The sequence below is a fragment of the Paraburkholderia sp. J69-1 genome, assembly GCF_905220255.1.
Classification (GTDB): domain Bacteria; phylum Pseudomonadota; class Gammaproteobacteria; order Burkholderiales; family Burkholderiaceae; genus Paraburkholderia.
The window spans coordinates 49,135-63,347 of record NZ_CAJMZG010000022.1; the positions used below are offsets into that span (position 1 = coordinate 49,135).

The 14,213-nt window shown below is 63.5% G+C and carries 14 protein-coding genes; 11 read left to right on the forward strand and 3 right to left on the reverse strand.

All coding sequences use genetic code 11. From position 1 onward, the window contains the following. Positions 1-36 precede the first annotated feature (36 nt). The 3 genes from U5A67_RS31495 to U5A67_RS31505 form a co-directional block, all read right to left on the reverse strand. Positions 37-1,125 (reverse strand): glycosyltransferase family 2 protein, encoded by a 1,089-nt coding sequence (locus U5A67_RS31495; protein WP_321817488.1) that lies wholly within the window; start codon positions 1,123-1,125, stop codon positions 37-39. 78 nt (positions 1,126-1,203) lie between these two features. Then, positions 1,204-2,448: a glycosyltransferase family 87 protein gene (locus tag U5A67_RS31500; RefSeq protein ID WP_321817487.1), complete on the reverse strand. Its 1,245-nt coding sequence runs from the start codon at positions 2,446-2,448 to the stop codon at positions 1,204-1,206. After that, positions 2,445-3,626: a glycosyltransferase family 87 protein gene (locus tag U5A67_RS31505; protein ID WP_321817486.1), complete on the reverse strand. Its 1,182-nt coding sequence runs from the start codon at positions 3,624-3,626 to the stop codon at positions 2,445-2,447. Before U5A67_RS31505 ends, U5A67_RS31500 begins: the two co-directional genes overlap by 4 nt. A gap of 1,052 nt (positions 3,627-4,678) precedes the next feature. Here U5A67_RS31505 and U5A67_RS31510 point away from each other — a divergent pair. The 11 genes from U5A67_RS31510 (at position 4,679) to U5A67_RS31560 (ending at position 14,207) form a co-directional block, all read left to right on the forward strand. Beyond that, positions 4,679-4,849 carry a Flp family type IVb pilin gene (locus U5A67_RS31510; RefSeq protein WP_205983704.1) on the forward strand — a complete coding sequence of 57 codons (171 nt, stop codon included), beginning with the start codon at positions 4,679-4,681 and terminating at the stop codon, positions 4,847-4,849. A 109-nt stretch (positions 4,850-4,958) separates the two neighbouring features. Further along, entirely contained in the window at positions 4,959-5,498 is a 540-nt protein-coding gene (locus U5A67_RS31515) for a prepilin peptidase (protein WP_321817485.1), read from the forward strand. Between the two features lie 34 nt (positions 5,499-5,532). Beyond that, positions 5,533-6,354: a Flp pilus assembly protein CpaB gene (gene cpaB, locus U5A67_RS31520; protein WP_205983706.1), complete on the forward strand. Its 822-nt coding sequence runs from the start codon at positions 5,533-5,535 to the stop codon at positions 6,352-6,354. Between the two features lie 117 nt (positions 6,355-6,471). Beyond that, complete coding sequence (locus U5A67_RS31525; RefSeq protein ID WP_321817484.1) at positions 6,472-8,217, forward strand: type II and III secretion system protein family protein; 1,746 nt, start codon at positions 6,472-6,474, stop codon at positions 8,215-8,217. An 18-nt stretch (positions 8,218-8,235) separates the two neighbouring features. Further along, positions 8,236-8,544, forward strand: a complete 309-nt coding sequence (locus U5A67_RS31530) for a hypothetical protein (RefSeq protein WP_321817483.1) — start codon at positions 8,236-8,238, stop codon at positions 8,542-8,544. A 46-nt stretch (positions 8,545-8,590) separates the two neighbouring features. Beyond that, entirely contained in the window at positions 8,591-9,820 is a 1,230-nt protein-coding gene (locus U5A67_RS31535; protein WP_321817482.1) for an AAA family ATPase, read from the forward strand. Beyond that, positions 9,807-11,171 carry a CpaF family protein gene (locus U5A67_RS31540; protein WP_321817481.1) on the forward strand — a complete coding sequence of 455 codons (1,365 nt, stop codon included), beginning with the start codon at positions 9,807-9,809 and terminating at the stop codon, positions 11,169-11,171. Before U5A67_RS31535 ends, U5A67_RS31540 begins: the two co-directional genes overlap by 14 nt. Before the next feature lie 31 nt (positions 11,172-11,202). Beyond that, positions 11,203-12,180: a type II secretion system F family protein gene (locus U5A67_RS31545; protein WP_321817480.1), complete on the forward strand. Its 978-nt coding sequence runs from the start codon at positions 11,203-11,205 to the stop codon at positions 12,178-12,180. A gap of 67 nt (positions 12,181-12,247) precedes the next feature. Next, positions 12,248-13,231 (forward strand): type II secretion system F family protein, encoded by a 984-nt coding sequence (locus U5A67_RS31550; protein WP_321817479.1) that lies wholly within the window; start codon positions 12,248-12,250, stop codon positions 13,229-13,231. Between the two features lie 65 nt (positions 13,232-13,296). Next, entirely contained in the window at positions 13,297-13,737 is a 441-nt protein-coding gene (locus U5A67_RS31555; RefSeq protein ID WP_205983713.1) for a TadE/TadG family type IV pilus assembly protein, read from the forward strand. Positions 13,738-13,769: 32 nt separating this feature from the next. Continuing rightward, positions 13,770-14,207 (forward strand): TadE/TadG family type IV pilus assembly protein, encoded by a 438-nt coding sequence (locus U5A67_RS31560; protein WP_321817478.1) that lies wholly within the window; start codon positions 13,770-13,772, stop codon positions 14,205-14,207. The last annotated feature ends 6 nt before the right edge of the window (positions 14,208-14,213 follow it).

Consider the following 14,213-nt stretch of genomic DNA (forward strand, 5'->3'; position numbering starts at 1 on the left):
CGTTCGTTTTATTTGTCTGCTTGATTAAGTGCGGCATCAACGCGCTGCCGTGCGCACGCGCGCCACGGTACGACGGCGCGTGGGGTCGAGCCGCACAATCTGCGCGGTGCGCGCGACATTACGCCCGGCGCGCTGCGTGCGCTGGGTATGTTCAATGGGCAGCGTGCTGACCTTGTTCTTGGTCTGATAACGACGGCGCACGAGATAAACCGGGCGGCCCTTGGATTCGTGATAGATGCGCCCGACGTATTCGCCCACCACGCCGATGCCGATCAATTCGATCCCGCCCATGAACAGCAGCACGGTCAGCAAGGAGGCGTAGCCCGGCACGGGATTGCCGAACAGCACCGTGCGCCCGACGATAAAGCCGCCATAGAGGAACGCGGCTGCCGCGATGGCAAGGCCGATATAGGTCCAGCTACGCAGCGGCACCGTGCTGAAGCTGGTGATGCCTTCGAGCGCGAAATTCCACAGCCGCCAGCCGGAGAATTTCGAGTGCCCGGCACTGCGCGCCTCGCGCACGTAATCGACGATCACGGTCCGGTAGCCCACCCACGCGAACAGCCCCTTCATGAAGCGCCGCGATTCGGGCAGGCGCCGCAGCGCGTTGACGACTTCGCGATCCATCAGGCGGAAGTCGCCGACATTCTCGGGCAGCTTCACATCCGACAGCACGTTATGCACGCGGTAGTAGAGCCCCGCGGCGGTGCGCTTGGCCCAGGTGTCGCTCGCGCGGTTGGTGCGCCGCGCGGCCACCACATCGGCGCCGTCGCGCCAGTGCTCGATCATCACGGGAATCAGGCTCGGCGGGTCCTGCAGATCGGCGTCGATGGGAATCACGGCGTCGCCGAAGGCCTCGTCGATACCGGCGGTCAGCGCGGCCTCCTTGCCGAAGTTGCGCGTGAGGTCGATCACGCGGATACGGCGGTCCTTGCTGCTCGCGTTGATCAATCGGGCGAGCGTCGCATCGCTGCTGCCGTCGTTGATGCAAACGATCTCGAAGCGGATCGAAGCGATGGCTTCCAGCACCGGAACAAGTCCGGCAAAGAACGCTTCGATCGCTTCTTCTTCGTTGTAGAACGGCACCACCATCGAAACAAGCGGCTTGCTGATACGTGTATTCATGATTCCCCCGTCTCTCCTGCTGCGTGGCGTCGTGCCACGTCTGCTTTGACTGCGGGCGCTTGCGGCGCCAGCGCAGCATCAATCGTCCCGGTTGCCTGCCAGCACAACGGGCGCGTGCTGCGCCTCGCGCGTGCGTTGAACCAGCATCCACAGCGTCAATGCGCTGATGATCGGCAAAAACTGCACATGCACGCGCGCGACCACCAGCATGCCGAGCACCGGCGCGAGCCAGAGCAGGCAGAGCCATTCGCGTTCGCCGCGGCGCCATCCGTGCGAGAAACCATAACGGCAGCACCAGGCTATCACGACGCCATACCAGGCCAAGTCGTAGTCGTGCAGATACGGGCTGACCAGCAGGCTTGCGCACATCAGCGTGGCGGCGCGCAGCGCGAGCGGAGCCTCGCGGCGCCAGGTTTCTAAGACGGCCCAGCACGCGGCCAGGATCGAGATGCCTTGTAGGGCGTAGGCGAGCGGCACGGGCGCCTGCAGCATGCGCATCAGCGCGAAGAAGGTGGGGATGCGTTCGAGGCAGCCCTTGCCGGCTTCGACGTAACCGGTTGCAAAGGTCGTTGCGTGCACAAAGGCCTCGAAGGTATTCGCGCCGAAGGCGAACAACGCGAGCACGAGCGTCGCCGCCACGGTCAGGCAAGTCGATGCGAGCGCGCGCCACGAGCGCGAGCAGAGCAGCGCAAAGGGAAACAGCGGTGCTAGATGCGGCTTCACAAAGAGGAGTCCGAAGCAAATGCCGCTTGCCACCGGATGCCGGCGCAGCCAGTGCAAACCCAGCCCGGCCAGCGCGGCGGTCAGCAACGCATTCTGTCCCATCACCACGACGAGCGCAGCGCCCGGGAACGCCAGCGCCATCCAGCCCGCTTCGGCATGGCGCACGATCGCGCGCACCGTCACGGCGAAGAACGCGCATGAACCCAGCACGAACAGCACGACCGCTGCGGGATAAGGCAAAAGCGCGAGCGGCAGGACGGCGAGCAGGGCAGTCGGCGGATACAGCCACGGCAGCACATAACCGCCGGCTTCGACGGGCGCGGGCGAAATCGCCAGTTCGATCGCCTTGATCGCCTGCATGTTGTAGGCGTCGATGGCGTGGCCCTTCAGCGCAAGAAACGACGCGCTCCAGAACGGCAGCATGTCGGTGGCGGGTTGCCGGAATCCGGCGTGATGCGACGCCAGATGATAGAGATAGCCCAACCCGACGATCAGATAGCACATCAGCGCCACGAACGACCAGTTGCGCAGCCGGGCAGGATTGAGCCAATGTTCGGCGCGCATCGGCGCGCGACGAGCGGCGGCAAGGTGCGCGCTCATCGTGCTTCTTCTTCGCGCGTGCGGCGCAGGACGAGCAGCAGCACGAGCAGCAGAACGATCGAACCGATCTGCGGCAACTCCAGGCAGCGGTTCAACAGTTCGAAAACGGGCAGCAACCACGCCAGCACGATGATGGTCTGCTCGCCGCGCTGCCAGCCGGTGCGCAGCCCGGTGGCAAGCAGCCACGCCAGCGTGAGGCCGAGCCAGGCCAGTTCGTAATGCCAGACATACGGATTGGCGATCAGCGTGGCGACGGCAAGAATGGCGATTCGCGCGCCCGGATCGCGCGTTTTGCGCCAGATATGGCATGCCGCCGCAATCGCGAGCGCGGCAATGGCGCCCTGGATTACGTAGGCGAGTTGCAGTGGCACGCCGCCCAGACGCAGTGCGGCGAACGCCGTCGGCGAGGCGAGCCAGAACAGCCGGCCTTGTTCGAGAATCACGCTACGGGCGAGATCCGCGGCCAGAAAAGAGAGCTTGAGCGTGGGCGTGCCCAACACGGCGATGCTTACCGCGGCAAATGCCGTGGCGGTGACCGCGGCGCTGGCGAAGGCGCGCCAGGAGCGCGTGGCGATCAGCAGAAACGGAAACAGCATGGCCATTTGCGGCTTGATGGCCAGCAGTCCGATGCAGATGCCGGCGCGCACGGGAAAGCGGTCGATCCAGCGCACGGCGAACAGCGCAAGCGCGGCCGTCAGCAGCGAATTTTGTCCAAACAGGGCTGCCACGAACACGCAAGGCAAACTCGCGATCAACAAAATAGCGACGCGAATATTGCCGGTCCAGCGCGCGAGTTCCGAAGCCGCCAGCGCGCCCTTGACGTAGATAAACAGGCTCGACGCGACAAACAGCGCGTAAGACAGGACGAAGGGCAGCAACGCGAAAGGCGTGACGAACAGCAGGAAGGTGGGCGGATAGAGCCACGGCAGAAAGGAGTCTTTGGGGCCCGGACCGAACAGTTGCGCGGCCGCGGCGGAGAAAGACGTGAAGTTGTACACCTGGGCCGCAGTGCCGTGCAGCATCACATGCGAGGCGCTCCAGAACACCGCGAAGTCGCCGGCCGGCCGCGCGGTGCCGGTTGCCAGAAAACCGTGCGTGATACGCGCCCACATCGCGAGGAAGGCGATATAAAGAATGCACATCGTCAGGCAGTAGACGACAAACCGTTCTTTTGTCATCCAGCCTCGTGTGTGACGCCCGGCGCCGCGCGCCGATCCCAGTGGAATATCCATTGTCCCGCCCCCGAATGGTCTGCCGATCCGGAACGGATGTCCTCGGTCGTGCGACTTGTTTCACTGCTTCTTTTGCGTTTCTTCCCTGATCGCTGCCTGTTGCCTGATTGCCCTTTTGCAGCACTTTTCTTCATCTTCTCGTGCAATCCAATTCGTCTGCATTAATAACCGACGATTGATTATGTGTAGAAACGGCAAGGCGTTTCAAGCCCGCGTATTCCATGGGCGCCGGCGCTGCCGCGCACACAGCGTTTTTTGAAGCGTTTTGGGTCGATTTGTCGGTTCAAAACAGGCCCATGTTTCAGCCTTGTATCAACTGCGGACAGCTTTGCTGCAGCGCTAAAAAAAAGGGTGCGCGGCGCGACATGCCGCAGTCCCAGGGAAAGTCCTGGGGAAAGAGGCCGGAAGCCTTTATCCATAGGGCAGACGCACCGTGCAGCGCAGTCCGACCCCCCAAAACCGATGTATCAATCCAGTAACAATTTCTAACACGGAGTTGTCGCAGGCAATTCTTGCCGAAATGCGCCCAATCCAATGCTGGCGGGCTTTTCGCCGAGCTGGCCCGGACTTTGCCTAGGACTGGACACGCAGGTCGGCGGTGTCGGGAACGAAACAGCCACCGCAGACCTGACGCACAGCACCGGCATAGACCGGATGCGAATAGAAACGAGGTTGAATCGGGGCATAAAAATGATCTACGGGGTTATCGAGCAGTTTGCATCTTTTGTACGACGCACCTTTTCCAGCCGTAGCGCGCCAGCAAGTTGGACGCTGGCCGCACGGCGGACTCTACACCTTGACACACGCAGCGGCGGCCAGCTTCGGCTGAAGCCGATTGCTGCGATGTGCGCGAGTCCGGCCATCCGCATGCAGCCGATGTTGCAGCAGGTCTGATCGCCAGCTTCTCTTTTCAGTCGCTTTTCAGTCGCTTTCGAGTCGTTCATCCCCAACGCCATTCCGGCAATGGGATTTATGTAGTCATCCTAATGGAGTTAATCATGAAGAACATCATCGCTAACGCAAGCCGCTTCATCCGTGACGAAGAAGGCATCTCGGCCATCGAATACGCGCTGCTCGGCTCGCTGATCGCGCTGGCCATCATCGCCGCTGTCTCGGGCCTTGCTACCAAGATCAGCACTGCTTTCGACACGATCGGCGATTCGATCTGAGTCGCGAGGCGGCGGACGAATCGCTGGCGGCGATTCGTCCGCTCTGCCCGCATACGCAGTCTCACCAACCAACACCAACCCATAAAAACAACACGAAACGAGGGGCGCCATGTTTGTCGAACATCTTCCGCCGCAACCCATTCCGCTGTGCGTGGCGTGTCTGGCCATCGTGACGGCCAGCACGGATCTCGTCGCGCGGCGCATCCCCAATCGCATCGTGCTGGGCGGTCTGATCGTCGCTCTGCTCGCCCAGGTTTGTCTGCTCGGCGCCTTGCGCGGCGGCGTCGTCTGGATCGAAGGCGCGCTGGCGGGTTTCGCATTGCTGCTGCCGTTTTATCTGGTACGCGGGATGGCCGCAGGCGACGTCAAACTCATGATGACGATCGGCGCCTGGGTCGGCCCTGCGTTTGCCTTGCATATCGTGCTGGTGGCGCTGTTGATCGGCGGAGTGTGGTCGATCGCGGTGATCGTGAAGCACGGCAAGTTGAGAGATTTGATGTTGCTGGTCCTGCGTGGCTGCGCGCGCTGGCTTCCGGGTATTGCCGGGATAAGCGCCGCGTCTCATGCACAGCCGGCCTCGCTGGGCACGCTGCCTTACGGCGTGGCGATTGCCAGCGCAACGATAGGGGTTTTGTTCGCCTCGGCCTGACCGCGAACGTCGCCATCAACGAAGGAGTTTTGCCATGAAGAACAGTCGCGCGTTGATCATGTTTGTCGTCGCCCTCGCGGCGGGTCTCGCGGCCGCACTTTCGGCGTCCCGCTGGCTCGTGCAGACCTCGTCGAGCGGCATCACGTCGGTTGCGGTCGCCAATCAGGACATCAGTCTGGGCGAGCCGATCGAAGCGAATATGGTGCATACGGTCAGTTGGCCGGCCGACAGCCTGCCGCCCGGCGTATTCAAGGATGCGAAGTCGCTCGAAGGCCGCGTCGTGCGCTCGAGCGTCACGAAGGGCGAGCCGGTGATCGAAGCGAAGCTCGCGCCGGTCGGCACCAAGGGTGGTTTGTCGGCGGTCATTGCGTCGGGCAAGCGGGCCATTACCGTGCGCGTCAACGATGTAGTCGGTGTGGCGGGGTTCGCACTGCCAGGTAATTACGTCGATGTGATCGTGAATACCCAGGAGCCGGGTCATACCGATCAACTGAGCATTTCCAAAACGGTGCTGGAAAAAATTCTGGTGCTGGCGGTTGCGCAGCAGGTGAGCCGCGAAGACACGGCACCGAAGGTGGTGGATGCCGTCACGCTGGAAGTCACGCCGGAACAGGCTGAAAAACTCGATCTCGCACGCAGCGTGGGCACCTTGTCGCTGGTGTTGCGCAATCAGGTCGACGAAAACAACCTCGCCACGAGCGGCGTGACCAAAGACTCGCTGCTCGGCAAAGTCGAACCGGTGGCCGCGCCGGCGCCGGTGAAGCCCACGCGGATTCGCTACGCGGAACACAAGGCGCCGAAGCGCGACTGCATCGGCGTGATCTCGGGTGTCACCAGCACGCAGGAATGTTTCTGAAAGCGATCGCGCGCGACCGGGCGCGAGCATAGACAAGCGCATCGAAGCGCGGCATCGAGTTTGATCACAAGTACAAGCAACACAGTACAAACAGACATGTAACGGGGGCAATCCGTCATGAATACAGCACTGCAAAACCCATCGCGGCGCCTGGACCTGCGCCGCAAACCGCTCGCTGCGGCCGTGACAGCCTGGCTCAGCGCCGGCTTGCTGATTGCGCAACCCGTGCATGCCACCGACGGCGACGAAAATGCACCCGCCGTGAAAACCGCGGCTGCTCCGGCTTCGATGGGGCGCGGCCCGATGCAGATGACCATCAGCATGACGCCGGTGCCGGCTGCGCCTTCGGCGCCCACGGCCGTGCCAGCGGGACCGTTGCGCGGCCCGAACTGCACGGGCACGATTCGCGGCGAAACCACGGTCGTGGTGCCGCTGGGCAAATCGGTGCTGGTGCCGCTCGACGAACAGGTGCTCAACCGTACGCTCGGCAATCCTGTGGTTGCGCAGGCAACCATGTTGTCGCCGCGCACGCTGTATCTGGTGGGCCAGTCGGTGGGGACGACCAATATGATCGTGCAGGGGCGGGGCGGCTCGTGCCAGATTATCGACGTGGTGGTCAACGTCGATTCGGGCGGCCTGATGGCCTCGCTCTCGCAACTGCTGCCGGGCGAACACGATATTCATGTGTCGACGGCGGCGGACAATCTCGTGCTGACCGGCCATGTGTCCACGGCTCAGGCCGCGCAGCAGATCGTCGAAATCGCCAAGGTCTATAGCGCGCGCGCCGTTGGCGGCGACGGCAAGGGCGGCGGCGTGATCAATATGTTGAGCGTGGATTCGCCGCAACAGGTCATGCTCGAAGTGAAGGTCGCGGAAGTCGACAAGACGCTGATGGATCAACTGGGCGCGTCGGTCAACATCCAGGGCGGCTTCGGTTCGTGGACCGGCGCGCTGGTGAGCAACCTGCTGGCGGGCGTATCGAGCGCGATCGGCTTCAGCAAGGCGAACAACAAGCCCTTGTCCGTGGCCATCGACGCGCAGAAGACCGACAGCCTCGTGAAGATTCTCGCCGAGCCGAATCTGGTCACCATCAGCGGTCAGGAGGCGACCTTCCTCGCAGGCGGCGAAGTGTTCATTCCGGTGCCGCAAAGCAGCGGCGGAACCGCGAGCACCATCGTGCTGCAGCAGGAAGAGTTTGGCGTGGGCCTGAAATTCACGCCGACGGTGCTGGGCAACGGGCGCATCAACCTGCGCGTCGCGCCCGAAGTGTCCGAGTTGTCCTCCACGGGCGTGACGCTGAGCGCGACCAATGTCAGCGGATCGTCGATCCTGCCGCTCATCACGACGCGCCGCGCTTCGACCACCGTGCAGATGAACGACGGCGAATCGTTTGCGATTGGCGGTCTCATCAAGAACAACGTGACGGGTTCGCTGAAGGCGGTGCCGGGACTCGGCGAAGTGCCGATCCTGGGCGCGCTGCTGCGCAGTACCTCGTTCCAGCAGGACCGCACCGAACTCGTGTTCATCATCACGCCGCATCTGGTCAAGCCGCTGCCGATGTCGAATCCGCCGCTGCCGACGGATAGCTTCACGCAGCCCAATGAAGCCGATGTCTACGTGACCGGCAACATGGAAGGGCGCGGCGCAGCACGTGCCGAAGCCGCGAAGAACAGCGCGCCCGCTGCACCGGCACCGGCCCCGGCACCTGTTGCCGCGCCAGCTGCGGCCCCCGTGCCCGCTGTACAGCCCGCCGCCGATGTCTCGAAGGCGCCGCAAGCCGATGCCGTGCCGACGCCGGTTTCGCAGGCCAGGCCGCTGCCGGAACCCGCACAGCTTGCTCAAACGAGCGCCGTCAAGCAGTGATGAAAAAGGGAGAACGCCATGAAACCCACCTATCTTCATATCGCTCGCTCGCTGGTGCCCGTGACGGCAGCCTGCCTGGCCCTGAGCGGTTGCATGACCAGCACGCCGATCTGGGACAAACACTTCGGCGAAGCCACGCGCGCCGTCATGCAGGCGCAGATCATCGACCCGCAGGCCGCCGAACATCATCCATCGACGCCGGGTGTCGACGGCGAATCGGCGGTCTCGGCGATGACCCAATACGACAAGTCGTTTGCGCATCCGCCTACTTCGACGAATCCGTACACGATCGGCGTGAGCGCCGGCACGACAGCAGGCAGTCAGTAATCCTGATCGACGCGCCGTTTCTACAGCGCCAAACGAGGTACACGCCATGATCGACATCCTCACCCTCTCGAAAGACGCCGCCAGGCTCGCGCAGATCATGAATCTGATCGGCGAATGCGGCAACTACCGCACGACGCGCGTGGTGGGTGACGCCGCCACGCTGATCGAACGTGGCGACAGCCTGGATCTGTTCGACATGCTGATCGTCGATGCGTCTTCGCTCGACGATGGCGCGCTGTCGTCCACCGCGCGTCTGTGCCGCGAACACAAGCATCTGACCTGCATCCTGATTGCCGCCGACGCCTCGCAAGACACGCTGATCGCGGCGATGCGCGCGGGCTTTCGCGACGTGCTGAGCTGGCCGCTCGAACGCCGCTCGCTCGAAGAGTCGCTGTCGCATGCGCAGGCACAGCACAGCCAGCGCAATGCGCGCGAGACCCAGGTGGTGTCGTTCATCGCCTGCAAGGGCGGCGTGGGTACGAGTTTTATCGCCAGCAATGTGGCGCATGCGCTGTCGAGCCAGCGCGGCAAGCGCGTGCTGCTCGTCGATCTGTGCCAGTTGTTCGGCGACGCCGCCTTTCTCGTGACCGACGAAACGCCGCCTTCCACGCTGCCGCAGATGTGCATGGAAGTCGAGCGCATGGACGGCGCGTTCTTCGGCGCGAGCGTGGTGCACGTGAGCGACAGTTTCGACATTCTCGCGGGCGCCGGCGATCCGGTCAAAGCCGCGGATATCAAGGCAGAACGGCTCGAATGGATTCTCGGCCTGGCGGTGCCGCGCTACGACTTCGTGATTGTCGATGTCGGGCAGACGATCAATCCCTTGTCGGTGCTCGCGCTCGATCGCAGCACGCAGATCCAGATGGTGCTGCAGGCCACCATGCCGGGCGTGCGCGCCGCGCGGCGGCTGCAGGAAATACTGATGTCGCTGGGCTATGCGCCCAGCCAGTTGCGCCTGCTGCTGAACCGTTACACGCGCCATGACGAACGCACGCGCGCGGCGCTCGAAGAAGTGCTCGGCATGCGAGCGGCCCACGTCGTACCCGAAGACGCGCGCGCCGTGATGGCCGCCGTCAATCAGGGCGTGCCGATTGTAAAGAGCGGGAATTCGGCGGTCGCGCGCAGCGTGCAGGACATCGCAGCGCAGATTGCGGGCAATGCGGGCGCTGGCGCAAGCGAGTCGTCGAAATCGAAGTCGTGGCTGGCGCGCCTGCGCCGTGACAGCAGTGATAACCGTGGTGCAATCCAGGCGGAGGCTCGTCATGTCGCTTCGTGACCAGATCAGCGCGCAGCGCGCGCCGAACGGCCCGCGCGCCGATTCCTTGAACGGCTCGGCGGGCTTGCTGCGCGCCGCCTACCAGAAGCTCAAGCGCGAAATCCATCAGGCTGTGCTCGATCGTGTCGAACTGGAGCGTCTCGCGCGGCTGCCGTCCGAACAGGTGCGCCAGGAAATCGCCACGCTGATCGCGCGCATTCTCGAAGACCAGAAAGCGCCTGCCAACGACATCGAACGTCGCCAGCTGGTGATCGACGTCTACGACGAAATGTTCGGTTTCGGGCCGCTCGAAGTGCTGCTGCGCGACCCCGGCATTTCGGACATTCTCGTCAACACGTTCAGCCAGGTGTATATCGAGCGCAAAGGGCGGCTCGAACTCAGCGACGTGACGTTCTACGACGACGCGCACCTGATGAAAGTGATCGAAAAGATCGTGTCGCGCGTGGGCCGCCGTATCGACGAATCGAGCCCGATGGTCGATGCGCGTCTGCCCGATGGCTCGCGTCTGAATGCCATCATTCCGCCGGCTGCGGTGGATGGGCCGCTGGTGTCGATCCGGCGTTTTTCGGCCACGCCGCTGCAGGTGGCCGATCTGGTCGCGCTGCAAACGCTCACGCCGCCGATGGCCGATGTGCTGGATGCGCTGGCGCGCGCGAAGATCAATATCCTCGTTTCGGGCGGCACGGGCAGCGGCAAGACCACCTTGCTGAATCTGCTCTCGGGTTTTATTCCCGCCGACGAACGCATCGTGACGATCGAAGATGCGGCCGAACTGCAATTGCGCCAGCCGCACGTGCTGCGGCTCGAAACGCGCCCCGAGAATATCGAAGGGCGCGGCGAGATCACCCAGCGCACGCTCGTGAAAAACGCGCTGCGGATGCGGCCCGACCGCATCATCCTCGGCGAGGTGCGCGGCGCCGAAGCGCTCGACATGCTCAACGCCATGAACACCGGCCACGAAGGGTCGCTCGCGACGATCCACGCGAACACGCCGCGCGATGCGCTCACGCGCCTCGAAAACATGATCGGCATGGGCGGGATGGCCTTGCCGCCCAAGACCATGCGCCAGCAGATTTCCTCGGCGATTACGGTGGTGGTGCAGGTCGCGCGTCTGACCGACGGCCGCCGCAAGATCATCAGCCTTTCCGAATTGACCGGCATGGAAGGCGACATCATCAATATGCAGGAGATCTTCACCTTCAGGCGCAACGGCGTCGACGCTCAGGGCAACGTGCGCGGCGCGTTCAGCGCGACCGGCGTGCGCCCCAAATTCTCCGAGCGGCTGGAGGCTTTCGGCATCCATCTTCCTGATGCCACCTACGATCCGGCGCGGCGTTTCGAAGCGGCATGAACCCAACCTCGCCTTGTGACTGGAGACCGGCATGAGCCCGATCTTTTATGCGGCCGTGATTCTGTTGTTCGTCGCCGTGGTGTTGTCGATGGAAGGCGCCTACATCTGGTGGAACAGCCGCCATGGCCCTGTCGCGCGTCGCGTCGAATCGCGCATCCGTGCGATTTCCGCAGGCGCGCAGGTGAATGGCGAACGCCTGTCGATTCTCAAGCAGCGCCTGCTCAGCGATGCGTCGCCGCTCGAACGTGCGCTGATGCTGCTGCCGCGCGCGCATGTGATCGACCGCTTCATGCAGCAGGCCGGCATCCAGTGGTCGGTGACGCGGCTGGCGACGACGTGCGCCGTGTGCCCGCCCGTGGTTTTCCTGATCTCGATGTTCACGCCCGCGCCGCTGCCCGCGATCGTGCCGCTCGCCTTGCTGTCGGCCTCGTTGCCGGTGCTTTACGTGCGGTGGCTGCGTGCAAAGCGTCTGCATCAACTGGAGCGGCAATTGCCCGAAGCGTGCGACATGCTGGCGCGTGCGCTGCGCTCCGGTCACGCCTTCAGTCTCGCCATCGATATGGTCGGCACCGAATTCGCCGAGCCGATGGGCGGCGAATTTCGCACCACCTTCGACGAGATCAACTACGGCGTGTCCCTGAACGAGGCGCTGGCGAATCTGGCCACGCGCGTGCCGATCCGCGATCTCCGCTATTTCGTGATCGCCGTGCTGATCCAGCGCGAAACCGGCGGCAACCTGGCGGAAGTGCTCGACGGTATCACCGTGCTGATCCGCGAACGTTTCAAGCTGTTCGACAAGGTGCGCGTGCTGTCGGCGGAAGGGCGCCTGTCTGCGTGGGTGCTCGGGCTGATGCCGTTTGTCGTCGGGACGTTGATGCTGTTCTTGAACCCCACGTTCATGCAGGTGCTCTGGAAGGACCCGATGGGCCTGAAAGTCGTGTGTGCGGCGCTGGCGAGCATGGCGGTCGGCGTCTTGTGGATGTCGCGCGTGGTGGCGCTGCGCGTATGAATGCGCGGACGCATGTGCGGACGAATGCGCGTAGCACCGTGGCTGGCACGGTACGCAAGGAGGCAATATGCAAGCGCTGAACCTGACCCAGATCGCGACGCTGACCGGCATATTCGCGGCCGTGTTTCTCGTCGTGCTCGCGCTGATGCAGGCGTTCTCGTCGAAGAATCCGCGACGTCGTATCGAACAGGCGGGCGCCGGGCGTTCGGGCCCGGCCAGCGCGACGGCCGACGGCGCGCAGCCCGCCGAACCAGGCAGCAAGTGGCTGGAAACGATCGCCGATATTTCGCAGCCTATTTCGAAGCTGTCGATTCCGAAGGAAGGCTGGGAAGGCTCCGTCGCGCGTCTGAAGCTGGTCAATGCGGGATGGCGCACGCCTAACGCGGTGGCGATCTTCTTCGCGGCGAAGACGGTGCTTGCGCTGGTTTTGCCGCTTGTCGCGCTGGTCTTTCTGGTCGGCACCAAAATCGAAACGAGCGCGGTGACGTTCTGGCTGATTCTGGTTGCGCTCGCATCGTTCGGTTTCTATCTGCCGAATATGGTGCTGTCGCGCAAGGTCAAGAATCGCCGGCGCGCAATCTTCGAAGACTTTCCCGATGCGCTCGATCTGCTGACCGTGTGCGTGGAAGCCGGTTTGGGTCTCGACGCCGCGCTGATGCGCGTGGCGGCGGAAATCAAGCTGGGCAGCCCGGTCGTGGCCGCCGAACTGGATCTGCTGTTGCTGGAGTTGCGCTCGGGTTTCGCGAAGGCTAGGGCCTTGCGCAACTTCTCACTGCGTACAGGCGTTGAGGATATCGAATCATTCAGCACTCTGCTGATTCAGGCTGATCGTTTTGGCACGGGCATTGGTGCATCGCTGCGCGTGCTCTCGGACACGCTGCGCACGCGCCGCCGCATGCGCGCCGAAGAACAGGCCGCGAAGATCTCGCTCAAGTTGCTGATGCCGCTGCTGTTCTGCATCTTCCCTGCGCTGCTGGTCGTGCTGGCGGGACCGGCTTTCATCAACATCTACCGGACCCTGCTGCCCAGCCTGCCGGGCTCGGGCGGTTAAGGCCGGGGAGCGCGAACATGCGAACGCATTGCACGCAAGCCAGACGTCAACGGGGAACGGCGGCCGTGGAGTTTGCACTGGGCTTGCCCGTGCTGCTCTTCATGATGTTTTCGATCGTCCAGGCAGGATGGTGGATGAGCAACTATGTGGTGATCACCAACGCGGCTTCGACCGGTGCGCGTCTGCTTGCATCCGAGCGCGGTTTTGCGTCGCCTTATACCGATACCGCCAGTGCGATTTCCTCCGCAACCGGCAGTCTTTCGGGCACGCAGACGGTGACGATCGCGGTGGCCGGTTCGGGCGTGAGCGCCACCTGCTCGGGCGCAACGGCCAATGCCACCTGTGCGACGGCGCTGGGCACGCTCAGCCAGCCGCCCGCAGCGGGCACCATGGCGAACGTATCGATCAGCTATCAGTTCGCCGGGCCGTTCAGCGGTTCGCTGTTCGGGCTCGGCTCGATCATGCCTTCGAGCATGAGCGCGAATGCTTCGGTGGTGGTGCAATGAACGGCCGGCCGCGCGGTCAACGGGAGAGCGCCATGCGCAGACAACATCAGAAAGGCGTGGTGGCGGTTGAACTGGCGGTTGCTGCTCCGGTGCTGATTGCCATCGTGCTGGGGATTGCCCAGTTTGGCTGGCTGCTCGCGAATTCCGTGATGGTGGCGAGCGCGGCGTCGTCGGCGGCGCAGAACTTTGCGTTCCAGCGCGGCACGACCACGCCGTATAGCTCGACGCAAACGCAGATGACGTCGTCATCGACGTTCCTCAAATCGGCGAATCTGGCGCTCACGACTACGGTCAACGGTTCGCAGTGCACAAGCGACACGAACTGCTCGACCGCATTGACAAATGGCACCGGCCAGGCCGCAGCCGTGACGGTCGCGTACACCTTTACGCCCTTGCTGCGCGGCTCGGTGTTTGGCCTCGCCGCCATGCCGGCCACCTTGAGCACGACGGTCGTGACACGCGTGCAATAAAAAACA

What these genes read in the sequence shown, in the direction of transcription:
- U5A67_RS31495 (WP_321817488.1), bottom strand. Translation starts at nt 1,125, where the DNA reads ATGAATACACGTATCAGCAAGCCGCTTGTTTCGATGGTGGTGCCGTTC.
- U5A67_RS31515 (WP_321817485.1), top strand. Translation starts at nt 4,959, where the DNA reads ATGTTTGTCGAACATCTTCCGCCGCAACCCATTCCGCTGTGCGTGGCG.
- U5A67_RS31560 (WP_321817478.1), top strand. Translation starts at nt 13,770, where the DNA reads ATGCGCAGACAACATCAGAAAGGCGTGGTGGCGGTTGAACTGGCGGTT.
- U5A67_RS31510 (WP_205983704.1), top strand. Translation starts at nt 4,679, where the DNA reads ATGAAGAACATCATCGCTAACGCAAGCCGCTTCATCCGTGACGAAGAA.
- U5A67_RS31505 (WP_321817486.1), bottom strand. Translation starts at nt 3,626, where the DNA reads ATGACAAAAGAACGGTTTGTCGTCTACTGCCTGACGATGTGCATTCTT.
- U5A67_RS31530 (WP_321817483.1), top strand. Translation starts at nt 8,236, where the DNA reads ATGAAACCCACCTATCTTCATATCGCTCGCTCGCTGGTGCCCGTGACG.
- cpaB (WP_205983706.1), top strand. Translation starts at nt 5,533, where the DNA reads ATGAAGAACAGTCGCGCGTTGATCATGTTTGTCGTCGCCCTCGCGGCG.
- U5A67_RS31500 (WP_321817487.1), bottom strand. Translation starts at nt 2,448, where the DNA reads ATGAGCGCGCACCTTGCCGCCGCTCGTCGCGCGCCGATGCGCGCCGAA.
- U5A67_RS31525 (WP_321817484.1), top strand. Translation starts at nt 6,472, where the DNA reads ATGAATACAGCACTGCAAAACCCATCGCGGCGCCTGGACCTGCGCCGC.
- U5A67_RS31545 (WP_321817480.1), top strand. Translation starts at nt 11,203, where the DNA reads ATGAGCCCGATCTTTTATGCGGCCGTGATTCTGTTGTTCGTCGCCGTG.
- U5A67_RS31535 (WP_321817482.1), top strand. Translation starts at nt 8,591, where the DNA reads ATGATCGACATCCTCACCCTCTCGAAAGACGCCGCCAGGCTCGCGCAG.
- U5A67_RS31540 (WP_321817481.1), top strand. Translation starts at nt 9,807, where the DNA reads ATGTCGCTTCGTGACCAGATCAGCGCGCAGCGCGCGCCGAACGGCCCG.
- U5A67_RS31550 (WP_321817479.1), top strand. Translation starts at nt 12,248, where the DNA reads ATGCAAGCGCTGAACCTGACCCAGATCGCGACGCTGACCGGCATATTC.